The 16,972-nt window shown below is 56.5% G+C and carries 15 protein-coding genes and 1 tRNA gene; 3 read left to right on the top strand and 13 right to left on the bottom strand.

The window, feature by feature from the left end:
* Positions 1–53 precede the first annotated feature (53 nt).
* Positions 54–314: a hypothetical protein gene (locus tag LJD29_RS09110; RefSeq protein WP_446745447.1), complete on the bottom strand. Its 261-nt coding sequence runs from the start codon at positions 312–314 to the stop codon at positions 54–56.
* Positions 315–514: 200 nt separating this feature from the next.
* Here LJD29_RS09110 and LJD29_RS09105 point away from each other — a divergent pair.
* Positions 515–601: transfer RNA gene (locus LJD29_RS09105), tRNA-Leu, on the top strand.
* Between the two features lie 231 nt (positions 602–832).
* Here LJD29_RS09105 and LJD29_RS09100 read toward each other — a convergent pair.
* Positions 833–1,117 carry a hypothetical protein gene (locus LJD29_RS09100; protein WP_446745446.1) on the bottom strand — a complete coding sequence of 95 codons (285 nt, stop codon included), beginning with the start codon at positions 1,115–1,117 and terminating at the stop codon, positions 833–835.
* A 181-nt stretch (positions 1,118–1,298) separates the two neighbouring features.
* The gene (locus LJD29_RS09095) at positions 1,299–1,655 is read right to left on the bottom strand and encodes a hypothetical protein (RefSeq protein WP_446745445.1); all 357 of its coding nucleotides are present in this window, start codon (positions 1,653–1,655) and stop codon (positions 1,299–1,301) included.
* Between the two features lie 140 nt (positions 1,656–1,795).
* Between LJD29_RS09095 and LJD29_RS09090 the strand changes: the two genes are divergently transcribed.
* Positions 1,796–2,074, top strand: coding sequence for a hypothetical protein (locus tag LJD29_RS09090; protein WP_446745444.1), 279 nt, complete (start codon positions 1,796–1,798; stop codon positions 2,072–2,074).
* A 313-nt stretch (positions 2,075–2,387) separates the two neighbouring features.
* Here LJD29_RS09090 and LJD29_RS09085 read toward each other — a convergent pair whose 3' ends face one another.
* From LJD29_RS09085 to LJD29_RS09050, 8 genes are all read right to left on the bottom strand, one after another.
* On the bottom strand, positions 2,388–3,503 hold the full coding sequence (locus tag LJD29_RS09085) for a glycosyltransferase family 4 protein (RefSeq protein ID WP_446745443.1): 1,116 nt from the start codon (positions 3,501–3,503) through the stop codon (positions 2,388–2,390).
* A gap of 70 nt (positions 3,504–3,573) precedes the next feature.
* Complete coding sequence (locus LJD29_RS09080) at positions 3,574–5,124, bottom strand: MATE family efflux transporter (protein WP_446745442.1); 1,551 nt, start codon at positions 5,122–5,124, stop codon at positions 3,574–3,576.
* Complete coding sequence (locus tag LJD29_RS09075; protein ID WP_446745441.1) at positions 5,121–6,122, bottom strand: glycosyltransferase family 2 protein; 1,002 nt, start codon at positions 6,120–6,122, stop codon at positions 5,121–5,123. Before LJD29_RS09075 ends, LJD29_RS09080 begins: the two co-directional genes overlap by 4 nt.
* Positions 6,119–7,453 carry an O-antigen ligase family protein gene (locus LJD29_RS09070; RefSeq protein ID WP_446745440.1) on the bottom strand — a complete coding sequence of 445 codons (1,335 nt, stop codon included), beginning with the start codon at positions 7,451–7,453 and terminating at the stop codon, positions 6,119–6,121. The genes LJD29_RS09075 and LJD29_RS09070 overlap by 4 nt, the downstream gene beginning before the upstream one ends.
* 28 nt (positions 7,454–7,481) lie before the next feature.
* Positions 7,482–8,468, bottom strand: coding sequence for an SLBB domain-containing protein (locus tag LJD29_RS09065; protein WP_446745439.1), 987 nt, complete (start codon positions 8,466–8,468; stop codon positions 7,482–7,484).
* Positions 8,458–10,722 (bottom strand): GumC family protein, encoded by a 2,265-nt coding sequence (locus LJD29_RS09060; protein WP_446745438.1) that lies wholly within the window; start codon positions 10,720–10,722, stop codon positions 8,458–8,460. The genes LJD29_RS09065 and LJD29_RS09060 overlap by 11 nt, the downstream gene beginning before the upstream one ends.
* Before the next feature lie 48 nt (positions 10,723–10,770).
* Positions 10,771–11,919 carry a DUF1972 domain-containing protein gene (locus LJD29_RS09055; RefSeq protein ID WP_446745437.1) on the bottom strand — a complete coding sequence of 383 codons (1,149 nt, stop codon included), beginning with the start codon at positions 11,917–11,919 and terminating at the stop codon, positions 10,771–10,773.
* Positions 11,920–12,231: 312 nt separating this feature from the next.
* A complete protein-coding gene (locus LJD29_RS09050; RefSeq protein ID WP_446745436.1) occupies positions 12,232–13,350 on the bottom strand; it encodes a glycosyltransferase family 4 protein in 1,119 nt (372 codons plus the stop codon).
* Positions 13,351–13,443: 93 nt separating this feature from the next.
* Here LJD29_RS09050 and LJD29_RS09045 point away from each other — a divergent pair, with 93 nt between their 5' ends.
* Positions 13,444–14,460 carry a glycosyltransferase family 2 protein gene (locus LJD29_RS09045; protein ID WP_446745435.1) on the top strand — a complete coding sequence of 339 codons (1,017 nt, stop codon included), beginning with the start codon at positions 13,444–13,446 and terminating at the stop codon, positions 14,458–14,460.
* Between the two features lie 6 nt (positions 14,461–14,466).
* Here the strand turns inward: LJD29_RS09045 and LJD29_RS09040 are convergent, their stop codons facing one another.
* Together LJD29_RS09040 and LJD29_RS09035 are read right to left on the bottom strand one after the other, a co-directional pair.
* Positions 14,467–15,636: a glycosyltransferase gene (locus LJD29_RS09040; protein ID WP_446745434.1), complete on the bottom strand. Its 1,170-nt coding sequence runs from the start codon at positions 15,634–15,636 to the stop codon at positions 14,467–14,469.
* A gap of 107 nt (positions 15,637–15,743) precedes the next feature.
* Positions 15,744–16,910 carry a PHP domain-containing protein gene (locus LJD29_RS09035; protein WP_446745433.1) on the bottom strand — a complete coding sequence of 389 codons (1,167 nt, stop codon included), beginning with the start codon at positions 16,908–16,910 and terminating at the stop codon, positions 15,744–15,746.
* Positions 16,911–16,972 lie beyond the last annotated feature (62 nt).

The raw sequence follows: 16,972 nt of genomic DNA, 5'->3' as shown, positions 1-16,972 counted from the left end.
CGCATGCAAAAAGGAAAAGCCGCGGCAATACGCCGCGGCTTTTCCTTTTTAGACTAAAGGCTTTCTTCGTTGTCCAATTCGGAGACCTGTTCGCGTAATACGCTGCGGAGGTCCCGGTTGATGCGAGTGGCTTGCTGAACACCGTCATCGAGCATGGCGCGCCAGCGGCGGCCGTCCTCGTCGAGGTTTGAGGTACCAAGTAGATAGCTTGTCTGCAGAATGATTTCCAGTGCGTTGCTCAGTTCGTGAGACAGATGGCGCATCTGTCGAATATGCTCGCCAGAGATTCCCCTTGGGGGGTTGCTTTCAGTCATGCCTTGCGGATCCTGTTTGTATGATTCTTGGAAGTTATACGGAGATTTGGATGCAAATCCTTCACGGGAAACACAGCGATTGTGTGAAAAGTACAAGTTTATGCTCTGAAAATTACACGATTTGACACAATCGCAAGGCTTTGCGAGGATAGGAATTGCTGCCAGTCCAGCCGATCGCGCTGGACATTATCGCAAGTAGTGCCGAAGTGGCGGAATTGGCAGACGCGCATGGTTCAGGTCCATGTACTCGCAAGGGTGTGGAGGTTCGAGTCCTCTCTTCGGCACCAAATAACCTGAAAATTCTCCCTGAATAAAAATCAATAACTTCGCCAAGCCCTTCAACTAACTATGGGAGCGGGTGTAGGGTCAGGCAGCGCCCATTAGCGATCATCCAGGCAAGGCAACTCATGCACTCCGTTACACGGCGGCTGCTTGCATCACTTTTAGAAGCCTGCCCTGAATCGCAAAACGAGAGTGAGCCCGGATGAGGGATCCGCCGGGCGCCAGTTAGATAATTCTTAAATCTCAGGAAATGGAATGATTTTTGCGTCGACCCCGTTATCCGAACGAGGCGGCCGACACCTCTCACACATGTCAACATGGAGAGAAAACGCGTTCCAATGCTTGAGTTTTTCCTGCATCGTCTCGCCACTGATCTTCACGAAGGGCTCGTTCTCCAGGTCCCGGACCGTAGGAGGAGTCGCGAGATACTGAGAAAGCAGTAAAAGCCCTTCCATACAAGGGCGAATTTCCCCACCTAGCCAGCGCACGACGAAGCCTTCCACCAGATCTGCTTCGTTCATAATGTAAATATACTGGTGAGATTTTTTTCGTGCAGTTAATAAACGCGATGAAAGATATTTTATGTGCCCGGCGATTCAATTATGGGATCAAATCGCACTATGACAGCGACAAAATAGCTGCAACAAACAAAAAAGCAGCTCTTTACACTCTTGCCTTCAAATCTCGAAATCACTTCGAAAACTAGCTAGCCATCTGCTCATACATCTGCTCGCTGTTGGTCAGATGCCAGCCATCTGTCAGATAACCGCGCAGCAATGCTTCCGCAGAGTGGATCGCCTGAAGACCGTTTGAGAAACGTTCCTTACGCCTGACAAAGCCCGGCTTTTCAAAGTACCTTGTACCGCGCGGCTTCGGCGCCTGTACGACCAGCAGATCATAGGCCGCCGACGCGCACTTCTCTACATAAACAATCCGCTGCAGAACTGCGGCTTCGCTTTCCCGCTGGAGTCGAAACAACAAAAGGGTTTCAAACACTTCATTCTCTCCGTTTTGCGTTGGAATGATACACAGATCGCGGTAGAGATACTGGTAGTGCATAGATTACCAGTTGAGCAACACGACCGATACACTTAAGCAGCGAAATTATTCACTGACAGGTACAGACTAGGATGCTCGACAGACCGCTTCCGGGTTGCCAAGAAGTAAACAGCCGGCTGTTGTTCCAATATGATCAATAGATGTTGCAGCTCGGTAATAGGATCGGCAGCTCGCCTAACGGGTTTCTTGCGATCAGCCTTGTTCTCATTGGGTCGATCACAGGCGGTTATTTCTATCGCGGCGTCCCCTTTGGCTTTGCGATCCTCGTTCTGCTTGTGCTGGCAATGGCGATTCTCTCTACCTTGAGATCCGTGAACCCAGAGGAGCAGAAGCTTCGCCGCGTCATGAAGGCGGCCGCAGCCATCTCACTTGCGGCCGCACTACTGCTGACGGCAGTGCGTTTTCTCTTTCACCGGTAGACGGTTTGCCTTTCAGAGCAAGGCGATGGTGATCAACGATTAGCAGCATTCAAAGTTGCGATTCACAGCAGGCGAAGTTACCTTGTGCACTCCGGTACCTTCATCGTGTCCCCCAATGTAGCAACCCGGCCCGCGATCCTGCCCTGAATTGAGGATTGTTCCCTGCAACGGTAATAGTGCATCGTAAAAGCTGCACACAAGCCAGTACCCCTGCGATCAGTCATGCCAAACGAGCAGACAAAAACAATGAAAGGCACCACCACGCTTATGAAACTGTGGAACTTTACCCTGGGTCGTTTTTTTTCCAAACTCGCTATTGCGATCGGCCAGACTGCGGAACGGGATAATTACCGTGACCAGTAGGACGGCCCACAGGCCACTCCAGCAATTCCTGCGATAGCCGTATGTAGCGGTTTGCCATTCCCGCGGAGGAATAATCTTCGCGCTGAAAACGGGCCTGTGCTTTCTCAACTAGCTGCCTGCGCTGCTCATCGGAACAATTGAGCACAGCATCCCGTAAATCCGCAGGATCTTCCGCGGTGACATACAAAACCTCTCCCGGCTCAAAGTAGGTGGGGACTCCGCCCGTTGCCGCGCTTACCACTGGCACGCCCATGCTGACAGCTTCAAGGGCAACCGTAATACCGGAGTAGAGATTGGGCAGCATCGGCACGATGACGAAGTCAGCCCAGCGATAAAGCTCCCGAAAGGTCTCCATCGAGGGGTTCCGGCGGATATTCACGTTGCCGTAGGGCGCAACCATCTCTTCGGTCAGCCGCTTGCTGACCCCGATCGCTTCGAATCGGTCATCGCCGCCAAAGGCATCCAGAAAAGTGGTCCAATCGCGGGTAGGATCGGTACCCATCGCCAGTATCCGAATCGGTGCATGCAGGGGCCGCATCGTGCTGCTGTGCGGGAAAGAATCTGTAGAGATGCCAAACGGCAGCAGCTTGGTGGGAGCAAAGGGCAGGTTGAGATAGTTCGCCGAATGCACGGTGAGGCACGATGCGCGCTTCAGAAGAAAGAGCAGGAATCGCCTGCGCAGCCATGACTTTGCTTTCCATCCATCGAAAAGCCATACCGTTTGCGCGATGACCTTCTTCCCGCGCAGGGACGGAAGAAACGCACAAAGAAAAAGTATCGCCAGGTACTCGATCTCTTCCATCGTCCAGACGATGTCGGCGGCGGCGGCGGCTTTGCGATTGCGCCACGCATGAACGAGGTCGAAGCCAAGCGCGCGTATCCAGAAGCGGCGTTGCCAGTTTGCCAGGGGTGATTCGGGGATATCGTGCGAGAACATCAGATCCCATCCCTGGGCCTCGGCGTGGTGGAAGCCGTAAGGCACAACGTCTGGCACGAGTCCCGCGATGTAACGCTCGCGATACTTCTGAGCATCGAAGCCGTATCCAAGGTGCACGAAGGCCTTCATCCAGCCTGGCCTCCACAAGCTGCAGTCGTCGACGATGGTTCTGAAATCCCGGACATATACACCTCGGAGCTCATACGCTGCCTGCCTGCCGATGGAAATGTCTGCCCGCAAAATGCACGAGCGTATCCCGCTCCGAAGGCCGCAAACTGATAAACCAGGCTGCCAGGATGGTCGCCGCCATCCAAAGCGAGAACGGAAAGACAGACAGGGCGGCGGGATGAATTGCCTGCCACAACAGCCAGACTCCGGAGGGAAGACTGATCAGGAACGGACGCAACAGGCCTCCGTAAAAAAACAACTTCCGCGAAACAGCGATGTCGTCGTACGTGAAATGCATGCTGACAGCAATGTGCACAAGCACGCCTGTGACAGCACCGATCAACGTGCCATAGGCAACACCCACCGCACCATGATGCCGGGCCAGTAGAACACTCACCGTGAGATTGACGACGCCTTCTGAGACGGCGGAGATCGTCGCCACTCTCTGCTTACCGATCGCAATCACAAAGGTTGCATAAGGGCTCAGAAAGTAACGGATGATGTTGGCGGCAGCGAGTATGCGCAGCAGGTAGACACTGCGCTCTGCATATACCGGACCGACCCAGAGCGTAAGCAGCCACGGAGCGCATACGATCAGGGGAAGGCCGGTCAGAACCAGGTAGATCGCAGCATACCGCGTCACCTTCACAAGCATGGTGCCGACCATCCTGGCGCTGCGCTGCACGCTGAGTGCGGAAGCCGCGGGCATCATGGGTCCGAGGCCTGCCGAGAGCAACATGATCTGCATGCTTGCCGGCGCTACGGCTACCGCATAGAAGGCTGTCTGAGCAAACGCGTAATGGCCGACAATCGTGAGGTCGAGCCCGCTGATGAACAGCATGCTTGCCGACCATATCGAGAGCACTCCGCAATACTCGAAGACACGCTTCGTCATGCCCGTGTGCTTAAGGCTCACGTTTATATGAATGAACGATGCCCACTTCTTCCATGTGACGATCTGCAGTACAGCCGTTCCGATATTGATCACTGCAGCCACAATGCCCATCTGTACCATTGACCCATGCAGCAGCACGGTCACGACAATGGTTGCGCCGTAGAGGACCTTGTTGAGAATTCCGATTGCATTCGGGATGCGATACTCCTGCAAGCCCTGGAAGATCGCAGGAAAAGCAGAACACGCAAGATTGACAGCCAGCGATCCGCCAATGAGGATCACGCCGATCTGGGCTTCGCGACGAAGTGAAGCCGGTATCTGGTGAAAGAAATGCGGCATACACAGGGCGACGATCGGCATGAGGATCAAGCCGAAAACCGCAGCCGTCACCAGCAACCTGAATCCCGCGGTCGCTGCCCGATCGCAGTTTTCGGGCTCATTCTTCGCACGATATTCGGCGATGTACTTTGCGACGGCAGTCTGCACACCGATATCCAGGTACGAGACGTAGGCTCCCAGTTGCAGAACCAGAACCCACGCTCCGTATGTGGAAACCGGAAGTTTATGTGTAAGATACGCAGGAAGAATGACCGCGACTACGGCATTGATGAGTATGCGCAGGACATTTGCTACTGTGTTTCTTACATAACGACGTTGAGCCGATATCGGCATTGTCATTGTCGTCACAGGAGAACATCCCGAAGGAGAGCATGCCAGCCAAGGTAGGTGTACTGCTGGTATTGTTTCCACCGTTCGAGAGCAAAACTCACACGCTGCCAGCGGGGCCGATCCAGGGACTCTATCACTTCACGGCAGAATCCGCTCTTTTCCATCAGTAGCCGAGGCAGGTCTGGATATGTACTGAAAGCCGCCCTGCTGGCATCGTCCACTAACTGCCCGCATTCTTCCGCAAGGTTCCTGTACTCTGCAAGCACCCTTTGCCTCGTTGCCTCGGCATGCAGGCTCCGGTGATGCCACCACGAGCGCAGGCGATCCATCGTACGCGGAGGAACACCGATCTGCTGGCTAGTATGAACCCGGTAAGCCATTAACTGCTGGGGCAGCGGAACGAGCCGGGAATGCAGCGCGATTTTCCATGCGAGCCACGCATCGTGCATCCATGGCGAGGGAATGGGCAACAGCAGCGGCACGAGAGAGGAGCGGAATGCAAAGGCCGCGCCGGTCACTACCGGTCTTCGCAGCAGTACTGAAATTCCCGAACTTGAAAGCATCCTCGACTGCTCTTCATTGCTGAAACGATAGCGGTTCCAGAGACTTTCGCCGGTTTCGGTGGAAGCGGAATCTATGATCGATGCATCGCTGAAGACGCCGCCGATGCCGGGATCCTCACGCATGATCCGCTCTATTGTTCTGGTCTTTCCCGGATACCAGCGATCGTCCTGATCTGCGAGCGCGATGATATCTCCGGTGCATCGCCGGATCGCACCTTCGAAGTTCCTCGCCACCCCGAGCCGTTCCTGATTACGGATGATGAGGGTGCGGATTTTCATGCGATGTGCGAAATCATTGAGGATGACCGGCGTGTCGTCTGTCGACGCATCGTCACAGATCACCACCTCCGACACTGGAAGGCATTGCTCCTCGATGCTCGTCAGCTGCTCTTCGAGATAGCGGGCGCCGTTGAAGGTGCACATCGCCACGGATATACGCAGAGGCTGACTCATGGAAGCGCCTCACCTGGGAACCTTGGATAGAGGATCTGAGGTTGCCGTGCCTGGAAGACCGCTTCTTCCTCAACCTGCCTCCGGTATGCCAGGGCCGCCGCTGCACCGAGCAGGGTAAGGTTCGGCGCCAGCACGCCCTTGTTGTAAATACCCGTGATCACTCCCTGCGTCATCAGGAATGTAATGACCGACCAGATGAGTACGTAACCCGACATCTTTACTTCGGCCGTGCCATAACGCGTTTGCGGGACGCCCAGTCGCGTCAGATAGACAAGGTAGGCGAAAAATATCACGATGCCGAGGACGCCCGTCTTCACCAGCAGATAGAGATAACCGTTATGGAGAACCGGCAGCTCCTGCATTTCCTCGGGGCCGCCCAGGTTCATGGAGAAGCCGATGTTCACCAGGGTGCCGAAGCCGCCACCGATGATCTTTTCCGGCCAGGAGAAATCGTTGTAGGCTTCGAACGCTTTGTAGCCTTCAAATCCGCGCCAGTTATCGTTGATTTCAGCCATGGTGTCATACGACTGAAGTTCCACTTCATGGCCGGTGTTCATGCTTTTCTCAAAGAAGGATTGCGTCGCCGCCGGTGTTGAAAGCCTCCACAGCTGCGGAGCCAGCATTGCAAGACCCACAGCGATAGCCCCCACCACGCCCCATCGCCCAAGCTTCTTGAGGGGCACCGTGATGAGAACGCCTACCAGGAGCACAGCCATCAGGGTGCGTGAAAGCGCAAGAATGATCGCCAGTGTTCCGACGACGAAGACGGTGTAGCGAAGGGCCTTCGACCGATCGAGCCATCCGATATCAAGTCCGGTCTTGCGGGCGAAGATGATCAGCACAATCGGGATCATTGCCTGGCCGGCTCCAACGCCGGTGAAGTGGCGATAATTCTCTGCACTGTTCGCAGCAAGCAGCGATGCGCTGTTGCTGTAGACGCGAAAGAGCATTTGCAGGGAGACTGCCAGGCCGCCGATCGTGAACAGAGAAATCAGTCTCTTCATGGTTCCTATGCGTTCCGCGACCAGATAGCCGAAAACGATGTAGACCATGGGACTGGTGAAGTACCAGCAATCCTTCAGGAACTCATTCAGGTCGTTGCGATAGAAACCGGGCAGGCCAACCGTGAAGATCAGCATCGGAGCGATCAGCAACCGTATGACGGGATAGGGCAAGCCTAGTTCCGACCTTCTCGTAAGCATGCGCGCACTTGCGTATGCGAAGGCAATTGCCCAGCCCGCTTCCTCCCACATCTGCGCGTTGAGCACAAGAAAACCTATCACCACGAGATAGGTGAGGGACGGGATTGCTCGCTCGTCTGAATAAATCATGCGATCGGGTGCCCAGCCTTAACAGGTTTCAGTGATAGAGAATGAAAGAAGTGGCCAGGGACACTGCCATACCCGCGCCGCCCCCCTTAATGGCTGCGCGCATCTTGTTCGTCGGCAACATCAGGATGTCGTCAGCCTGAAGCGTAAGATCTTCTCCTTTCCCTCGCATAACCTTGTTCAGATCCACCTTGGTTTCTGTGCGATTCGAAGTACCTTCACGCCTCACAAGCCGCGCATTGCCCAGCTCTGCCTCATATCCCATTCCTCCCGCCATGCTCATGGCCTGCAGAACAGTCGTAGGAGTCGTGGCCTTCAGAGGATAGGCACCGGCATTCTTTACAGCGCCGACAACGTAAAAGACCCCGACACGCGAAGCGATGATGGTGTCGCCCGCAAAGATGGGTATATTGGCAAAGCGCGATTGTGTCGGATCGGGTCCAAGCTGGATGGGAATTCCCTCCTGCAGGCCTGGCCGATCGAGCACGACTGTATGGCTGGCGGTATCCTTCAATCCCTCCGCCGCCGACAGCATTTCAATCAGCGTATGCTTTCCGCGCACCGGATAATTGCCGGGCTTCATCACTTCGCCGGAGACGGTTGCAACCTGGGTCGGCGTTTCTGACAGCACCGCGCTTACATGCGGATCGCGAATCATGCCATCCTGCTGCAGCTTGTCGCGGAGAAGGTTCTGCAGATCCTCCACGCTGAGGCCGCCTACCTGCAGAGCGCCCACCAGCGGGAAGATGGCGCTTCCATCCGAAGCCACTCGTGCCCTGACCTCGTAGGCCTTCAGGTTGTAAACCTTCACATCGAGCATGTCCCCTGCCGCGATGCGCACCGTAGGCTGCTTCGCGCTGAGAAGGTTCTCCAGTTCCTTCTGCTCTTCTGTTACCGGAAGGACGCGACGCGCGTAGTCGGAGCTTCCCGGCGCAGGACCTGCATACTGCGCGCACAGCGGCAGCGCACTGCACACTATGCCTGCCGCTGCCGCCAGGAGAAAGAACTTAGTTTTCATAATGTGTCCCATTCGCTTTCTGCGAGGAGGTTGGCAACCCGGCTGAGGCATACTTACCGTAATCTCCGTAGTAGGCGTAGTACTCGGACGACCGCTGGTCTACACCGTTCAGCACAAAGCCTGTAACCGAGGTTCCCGAGGCCTCGAGCTTATCGACCACACGACGGATCACGCTTCGCTTGGAACTCCGCTCGCGCACAATCAGGATGGTCGCCTCACTCATGCTGCTCAGCATCACAGCGTCGGACATGGTTGCGCACGGCGGCGAGTCAAGCAGTACGTAATCGAACTGATCAGCGCACCGGTTTACAAGCCTTCGCATTTGCTCCGAACCTACCAGCATGCCGGCTGCGGAGGTGAGAGGGCCACTGGTAAGGATCTGGAGATTCGCCACGCCAGCCACCTTCTGCGTTGCGTCTTCAAGATGAGCGTTGCCGGTGAGCACCGAAGTGAGACCGGTGGCGTTCGAAACGCGGAAGCGCACATGCTGCGTCGGCAATCTCAGGTCGGCATCGATCAGCAATACGCGTGCGTCGTATTGCGCGAGCAGGCAAGCAGTATTCGCTGACACCGTCGACTTGCCCTCACCAGGGATCGCGCTCGTGAAGAGGATCACCTTCGGCGGCCGCACCGCGCGGGAGAGCATCAGCGCTGTTCGCAGCGAGCGGATACCTTCAGAGAATGGCGAGTTCGGAGCATAGACTACCTCCTGGTTCGTGAGCGTGGGTCTTCGCTCTGTCGTCTGCAGTGTCTGGCCACCGCGCGCCAGCTTCCGGCGCTCATCCACCTTGGGCAGCACAGCCAACGCCGGGACATCGGTCAACGCGACCAGCTCATCCATGCTGCTGATCGAGGTATCCACACCTTCCACAACATAGGAGAGGATGACCCCACCGAAGAATCCAAAGCAGCCTGACAACAGGATCGTCTCCCAGCGCGTGGCTCCAGAGGGTTGCGATGGCACATCGGCCATGTCCACGATATCGACTTCGTTCGATGCAAGGCCTGACATGATTCCCGCTTCACGCAGCCGCTCCGTCAGTCCCTCGTAGAGCTTGCGATTGACCTGGTACTCATGCAGCAGAATCTCGTAGCGCACCATGTCGTCGCTCTTCTTGAGGGCATCTTCTTTTTCATGGGAGAGCGCGGCCTCGGTCATGTCCTCGTTATGCTTCGCCGCCGAAAAAGCTATCTTCGCCTGGTTGAGAATGCGATCCTCTTCAGCCTTTACCTGTTTGTCCGTCTCCTGTAACTCTGCCTGCGTCTGCTTCACATCGGGATAGTTCGGGCCGAACTGCGCATTCAGTTCGGCATATCGCGATGAGAGTTGCGCTCGCGTGTTGCGCAGGCTTTGAATCAGTGAGCCGTTCGACGAGTTCATCTGCGTGCCCGAAGCCAGGAGCGCCGGACCACCCTCTACCAGGTCCGGACTCGACGACTCGAGGATGCGGTAGCGCGCTTCGGCAATGATTCGTTGCAGGCTCGACTCCGCGCTGGCCTTTGCGAGCGCTTCAAGCTGAGAGGTGACGAGGTTGTGAGTATCGTCAAACCCCACGACGCCGAGCTTTCCCTGCAGCTCGACTAACTGCTCCTGGTCCTTTTCCACCGACAGCTTGAGATCGCTGATCTGACCCGTAAGCCACTGCGATGCCCTCTGGGTGGAACTATAGCTGTTACGGAATAGCCGTTCGATGTAGCTATTGGCTAGCGCGTTGACCACCTTTGTTGACGTCATGGGCGAAGCCGACGTACAGGAGATGTTGATCACCTCGGTCTTTGGGACACGCTCGATCTTCACCATCTTCCGCATCGCCTTCAGCGTATCGCTGCGGACTTCCGGGTCATCCAGTGACGCATGCGCGTCGTACTTCTCCCCGAGAAATGCGGGATTGTGTACGAGGTCGAGCTCTTTGGCTACATCGAGAAGCATCGACTTGCTGTGGAGGATATTCACCTCCGACTCGATGCGTTCGTCAGCGTCTCCGCCGGTGAGCAGCTTCTCCGCATTGACGTTGTACATGCTCGATGAGCCGGGATGAACGCGCAGACTGCCGGAGGCCGTGTACTGCCTCGGCGCAAGCGACAACAACACCCCTGCGGCCAGGCCAACCAGCATCGCCGAGATGACGATCCAGCGCCGTTTGCGGAGCATTTTTCCAACGGACAACAGAGTGACCTCGCCAACCTGCTGGCCGCGCAATTGCCTCTGCGCAAAGGTGGATGGGATAGTGGGTAGTCCGCGGCTCTGATCCATTCCTTGGTGTCCTTGTGGGTGCGAATTGTGCCTCATGTGTCGTTCTGCTTAGGTTCCTGATATCGTCTGCCTGAGTCTGCTTGCCACGACAACCTTCTGTGCACTCTCGTGCCACTTGAGCAGCAGCTTCTCGTAACTGCCCAGCACATCTTCCTGAGTAAAGTCTTCTGTGTGACGGCGCAGGCTGCCTGCACGCATCCGTTCAAGCTGCGTGTCGTTGTCCGCGATGTCGTCAAAGATTTCGGCAAGTTCCTGCGTGCCGGCGAAGTAGCGGGCAGCTCCGCCTGCTACCCATCGCGTGAAACGGTTGTCGTGCGCGATCACCGCGTTGCCTGCCGCAAGCGACTCAACCAGTGATGGGTTCGTGCCTCCCACCTTATGGCCATGAATGTATGCACGCGCATGGTAGCGGAGAGACTGCACAACCAGCCGGTCATAGATTGCGCCGACAAAGTGCACATCCTTGCTTGCCGCATCCATTACCGTGCGATGGTACGGAATCGTATCGGGTAGATAGCGGCCCAGAACGATCAGCGGTACCTTTCGCGGCAGGCTTGAATAGGCTTCAACTATCTCGAGCAATGAATTCTCCGGCTCAGGCCGTGCGATTACCAGAAAGTAGTTCTTATTCGTCAGTCCAAACGGGAGCTGGCTCGATGTGTTCACTTCAGTCACCGCATCCGCGCCGTAGGGAATGACCGTGATCTTCCGCCGGTCCGTGTGCCGCATCAGGTGTTCCTTGATGCCGGGATGATCGGCCACCAGGTGCGAAGCCAGCTTGGAACCGGCAAGCTCGTTGAACCACAACCACGCCTTCTGGAGCCCGGACCATTTCTCTCTCCGCCATTCCAGGCCATCCATATTCATTACCTGGGGCACGCCATGTAAGCGGTATAAGAAGCTGAAGACGGCAGTGTTATAGCCCAGCGTAAGCACGATTCCTTTTTGCTCCGATGAATGCTTTACGCTTTCCCAGTCGAACCGTATCGTTCCCGCCGGACCTTCCGGCGCTGGAATATGAATCCGCTCTACTCCCCGCCAGTTGTCCTCGTAACGCTCGTTCGTCTTGACGTTCTGGCAGTAAACAACCGCTTCGTGTCCGCGGCTGACAAGATAAAGAGACAGCTGCTCCGCAAATGTCTCGAAGCCTCCATGGCAGGCGGGGACACCTCGGGTGCCGAGAATTAGTACTCTCACAAATCGCTCTCCGGCGTGATGGTTGTGATTGGGGTCTTCATCACCCTTCGTCACCTGGCTCCCAAGACGCAATACCTGCCGTTCCGCAGGAAAACGTCCGCTCGGACCGCGAAAAGCCGTTGCTGTAGAGCGCCCGATTCAGACACTGTATGCCGCGCACTACGACCGTTCTCCAGTACGGGTTAAAGGTGAGTGCTCCGAGTCCAGATCAGATAAAGGTGACGTCCAGCTTCTATCTAGGGTTATAAGGCAACTTATTTCCACCCGGCCTTAACCGGAATCAAGTGCGCATGAAGAAACACATGTCAACGTTTAAGACACGAGAGCAGCACGAAGCCCCTGGACGAGGATCTCCGCTGACTTATGCCAGCTGTATTCGCGTGTCCGCTTCAGCCCTGCCTGCGTGCAGTAAGTGCGCAGCCTGCCGTCTGCAACCATCCGCGATATCGCTTCCCGCAAGCATTCAACACTGTTCGGCTCGACAAGGAGAGCTGCATCCGTGGCTATTTCGGTAAGCGCGGTTGAGTCGGAACATATGACCGGAACACCGCTTGAAAAGGCTTCCATCACGGGCATTCCAAAACCTTCCGCTACAGATGGGTACACAAACACCAGTGCGTGACGATAGATGGACGAAAGCTCGTCCATTCCTACGTCCTCGAGGATACGAACCCTATCTGCAATCGAAAGAGACTCGATCAGAGAGAAGAGCTTTTGGAAGCGGAAGTCTCTCTGGCCGACGATTACAAGTGGAGGAGCATCCGGGTTGGCCGCATAGGCGCGGAGCAGGACTTCATAGTTCTTGCGCGGCTCCAGGCGCCCGACACTCAGGATGTAATGACCAGGAACAAGGTCACGCTTCTGAAGATAGCCGGCCCCGTCTCCGTCAGGATGGAATCGTTTCTCATCCGCCGCATTGGGGGTAACAAGAACCCTATCTTCCTGAATATGATAGCGATCTACCAGTTCACGCCTTGAAAAACCGCTCACGGTAAATATCTGGTCGGCGTTCCGCCCCGAACGCCGCATCAACAGCGAGGATCGCACGCGGAAAAAAGGAGTGAAGTACTGAGGGAAGCTTTCGAAAAGAATGTCGTGGATCGTAACTGCGGTCTTGCATGAGTTACTTAAAGGAGTAATGTACTGGGTATGCAAGAGATCGAGCGCCAGCGACTTCTCCAGCTTCGGAAGCTGCCAGAGCAGGCGGCCAAGCGGTCCGGTGCGCTCCATTGCAACCGTATGGACGTTAGCAGCTTCATAGGCCTTATTGTGCGCAATGAGGATCTGCTTCGGCGCTCCCAGCAGATAAAAGTCGAGATCGGGAGCGATCTGCACCGCTCGCGCGTACAGTTCGAGAAGATGGGTCCTTACTCCCTGATGGATTCCATCCACAGTGTGCATATCAACACCGATCCGAAATCGTCTGCTCATAGGAGAATTCCATCGTCTCAGCTGTAGAGAAAGATGAACATAACCTAGCTCAAATCCTTTTCACACAAAACACGTTATTCCAAGGACAGGCAGATGGAGACCCCCAAGACATCTCGCAAGTGGCTAAACGTCCTGGTCGTTCATTGGGAAGACAGCCGCGCCCTCAGCCGCTGTCTCGATCACCTGGGCATGTCCGACTACCCCGCACTGCGGGTCATCGTCGTTGAGAATGGCTCCCTTCCGCATACGCGTCATGAGGCCGAAGAAACTGTCGGACAACATCGACATTATTTCCCCGATATCCGCTTCCTGCAGCTCACCGAGAATCACGGTTACGCCGGCGGAAACAACGCGGCTGCTCTCTATCTCGACCGCGAGGGATTTGAGGGTGATATCTGCATACTTAATCCCGATGTATGCGTGCAGCCATCGACTCTCTCTGTCATGATGGGGGCTCTTCACGGTGACGTGGGACTGGTGATGTGCCGGGCGCTTTCGGAACAGGGAAAGGTACTCTACGACCACATAAGGCTGAATGGCTACAGCCAGTCCTTCCGCAAATCCTCCCGGGAGATCGAGGAAACCGACTGCATACAGGGCGCATGCTTCCTCATCCGCAGGGACCTTGCGCGTCCATGGCTCTTCGATGAAAGCTTTTTTCTTTACTGGGAGGAGGTCGATCTTTCGCTGCGCGTGAAGGCAACGGGCCTTCGCGCTGTTTCCGCGACGGCCGCTGAGATCGTGCGCAGCCGGAACTCACCCGCACGGCTCCCGAATGCAATCTACTACTCTGCGCGCAACGCATTTTTCATGCAGCATCGCCGCCCGGATTATTTCTCGCAGGCAGGGTTATTGTTCTACCTCGCGCATCTCGGATCTCTCACCATCAAGCTTGCGCTCAAGCCGTCATTGTTCGTTGCGGGCTGGAAAGCGCTGGCGGATGGTATCCGTGATGGCCAGCACAATACCGGAGGTAAACGCGGCCAACTGGGAATGGCTGCGCGAAACGACACTCCCATGCTCTGGTCAGAGCTCCACAGCCTGGATCAGGAGGACAGCGGCCATGGACAGGCACACTCTTCCGGCAGCACAGGCGCCTTGTCCGCGTAGCGGGACTTACAGCACCGCCGCATAGCCTTCGTAGACTCGCTCGAACACCGCATCCCACGATGCCTTGAGCGCGTCTTCCCTGGCTGCCCGCCTCATCGCAGCGTGAACTTCAGGGCAGTTCAGAATCCCCTCGACGGCGAGAGCGAAATTCTCGTCTTCCGATACGCATCCCGTGACACCATCGCGCACGATGGATGCCGGCCCTCCATCGCGAGTAACGATAGCAGGAACCCCCGATGCCAGCGCCTCGAGAACCACATTGCCGAACGTATCCGTGTGCGATGGAAAAACGAAGAGGTCCATGTTCGCATAGGCGCGGGCGAGCGCCTCACCCCGCAGCACCCCGGTGAACTCCGCGCCGGGCAGGCGCTCTCTCAGCCACGCTTCTTCTGCGCCCTGGCCCACAATGAGAAAGCGGAAGTTTGTAAACCCGCGCGCCAGCAGTCCGCGGTGCACATCTGCAAGCAGGGCGACATTCTTTTCTATCGACAAGCGCCCCACAAAACCCAACACGAATTCGTGATCGTCACGATCACGAATTCGCTTTTCCGGCGAGAACAACTCGGTATCCACGCCGCGCTGCATCAGGTAGCAGGGGCGATGCGCTTCTTCTTCGAGCAACGCGCACAATTGGGGGTTCGGCGCAAAAAGTATTCGCGCAAGCGAATAGAATTTGGCGCTACCCATCAGCGCCAGCCGCTCGATTCCGTCCTCCGCCGCCGACTTGCGGTTTCGCGGAATCAGCTTTAAAAGCCAGTCAGCACGCCGCGCCGCGTATTCGTGCACGTTCGTGTGCCATGATGCGGCCATGGGCAGGCTGAAGTGATTCGCGAGAATCGCCGCGAGCATGCCGTTTTCGCTGGGACCCGTAATGTGAATGATGTCTGGCCGGAAGGCCTTCAGGGCACGTACGATCCGGCGCAGGTGACGCGCAAATCCCGCATCGAAGGTCAGGTCCTTATCCAGCCCGATCGAAAGGAAGCCCCGCCGCAGCTCCAGGGTCGTCAGATTTCCTTCCGTTACGACACGCGGCATCCGATCGCCCGCACGTACGCAAAGAAACGGCAGATTTCGACGGCGCGCGAAGGCCTCGAAGTGGCGGCTGGTATGAGCGACGCCATTAATTTCGTGGAACGAGTCCGGGAAGTAAGCGACTCGCGGAGGCGGCACCTTCATAGAGGGAGTCTAGTTCAGGATGGAGTGAAGATGGACCGACGTTAAGAGAATTTCAAAATACCAAGGAAACAGCCGCATCGCCGGATAATCGGCGATGCGGCTGAAGATTAGAGAAGCTCCTCGCCGAGCATGAAGTTCAGCTCACGCGATTCACCCCATGCCATGCGCAGGCTGCCGGATACCGGCTTGCTGCCCATCATCCTGACCGCGTCGATCGCCCAGCGCAGGTACCACGGTGCGCGGCCATCGCCCGGCCACAGCTCGCTCAACGAGCGAACAGCGCCCGTCGAATCCGGATGGAAGACGCGCTCATCCCAGGTGCGCGATCCTTGCGGAAAGTCAGGATAGTCGCGGATCGCATCGAGCGTCGACTGCAGGATGCGGTGCTTCCAGGGCTCAGCATACTGCGGCATAAAGAGCACGTGGCTGCGGTTCTCATAGCGGACTTCGTGCACGAACTCGGTGAAGCTCTTGGCCGAAGTCAGGTTGATGTTCGCATTCGGCTCCATGCCGTGACGATCGCCGCCGGAGATCAGCAGCATGTCCAGCCCTTTGGCCATCTGCTTCACTTCGCGGTTCTCTTCCCAGCTGCGCAGGCCGTTCAGTTCGAGCGCGTGGATATAGCGGCCGTTCGTCTCCATGAACTCATTCACCAGCATGCGATGACGCTCTTTGCCGATGATGTAGAGGTCCCACAGCGGGTGGTTGAAGACGATCAGAACATTCGGCATCGCGTGGAGGGCAGCCAGCAGCTCGGTCAGGCGAGGCTCCGAGGGACTCGCGGTGAATTCCTCAAAGGTCTTCATCCACTCCGCTCCAGATTCGCTGGGCAGGTTGTGAATGCCGAGGTGAAAAGCCTGATCGCCTCCGTAAGGCACGCTCCACTCCACCGAGACCGGGATGTGGCGGGCCGCGGCGACTGTGCGCAACAACATAGGAGCATTGATGTTGTCGTGATCGGTGATGGAAACCAGCGGCGCCAGGCCGGCCTTTTCGATCTGCCTGCTTTCGAGATCGAAGGCCAGGCGAGGCGTAAGCGGCGGAGTCCAGTAGCTGGCCGAATAATTGATCGAGACGCTGTGGTTCCGGCGCGCCCGGGTCTCGGCTGTCTGAATCAGCTTGCGGACAAGTTTGTAGTCTTTTCCAAACGTGGCCAGGAAGTCGAGCGTTTCCTTGGATTGGTTGGTGTGGCTGTGAAGCGACACACCGGTTGCGTACTCACGTGCGGCATCGGCATCCTTCCACATATACGAGATGCGACGTAAACCGGCCATAGAGTTCCTCCAGGCAATGCGGACTTGCTGTTGTGTACAGTATCGATTTGCACCATGAATAC

The organism is Silvibacterium acidisoli (assembly GCA_022870745.1).
In the GTDB taxonomy this organism is placed as follows: domain Bacteria; phylum Acidobacteriota; class Terriglobia; order Terriglobales; family Acidobacteriaceae; genus Silvibacterium.
The sequence above is the reverse complement of the archived record's forward strand: the minus strand, read 5'-3'. Positions and strand labels throughout refer to the sequence as shown.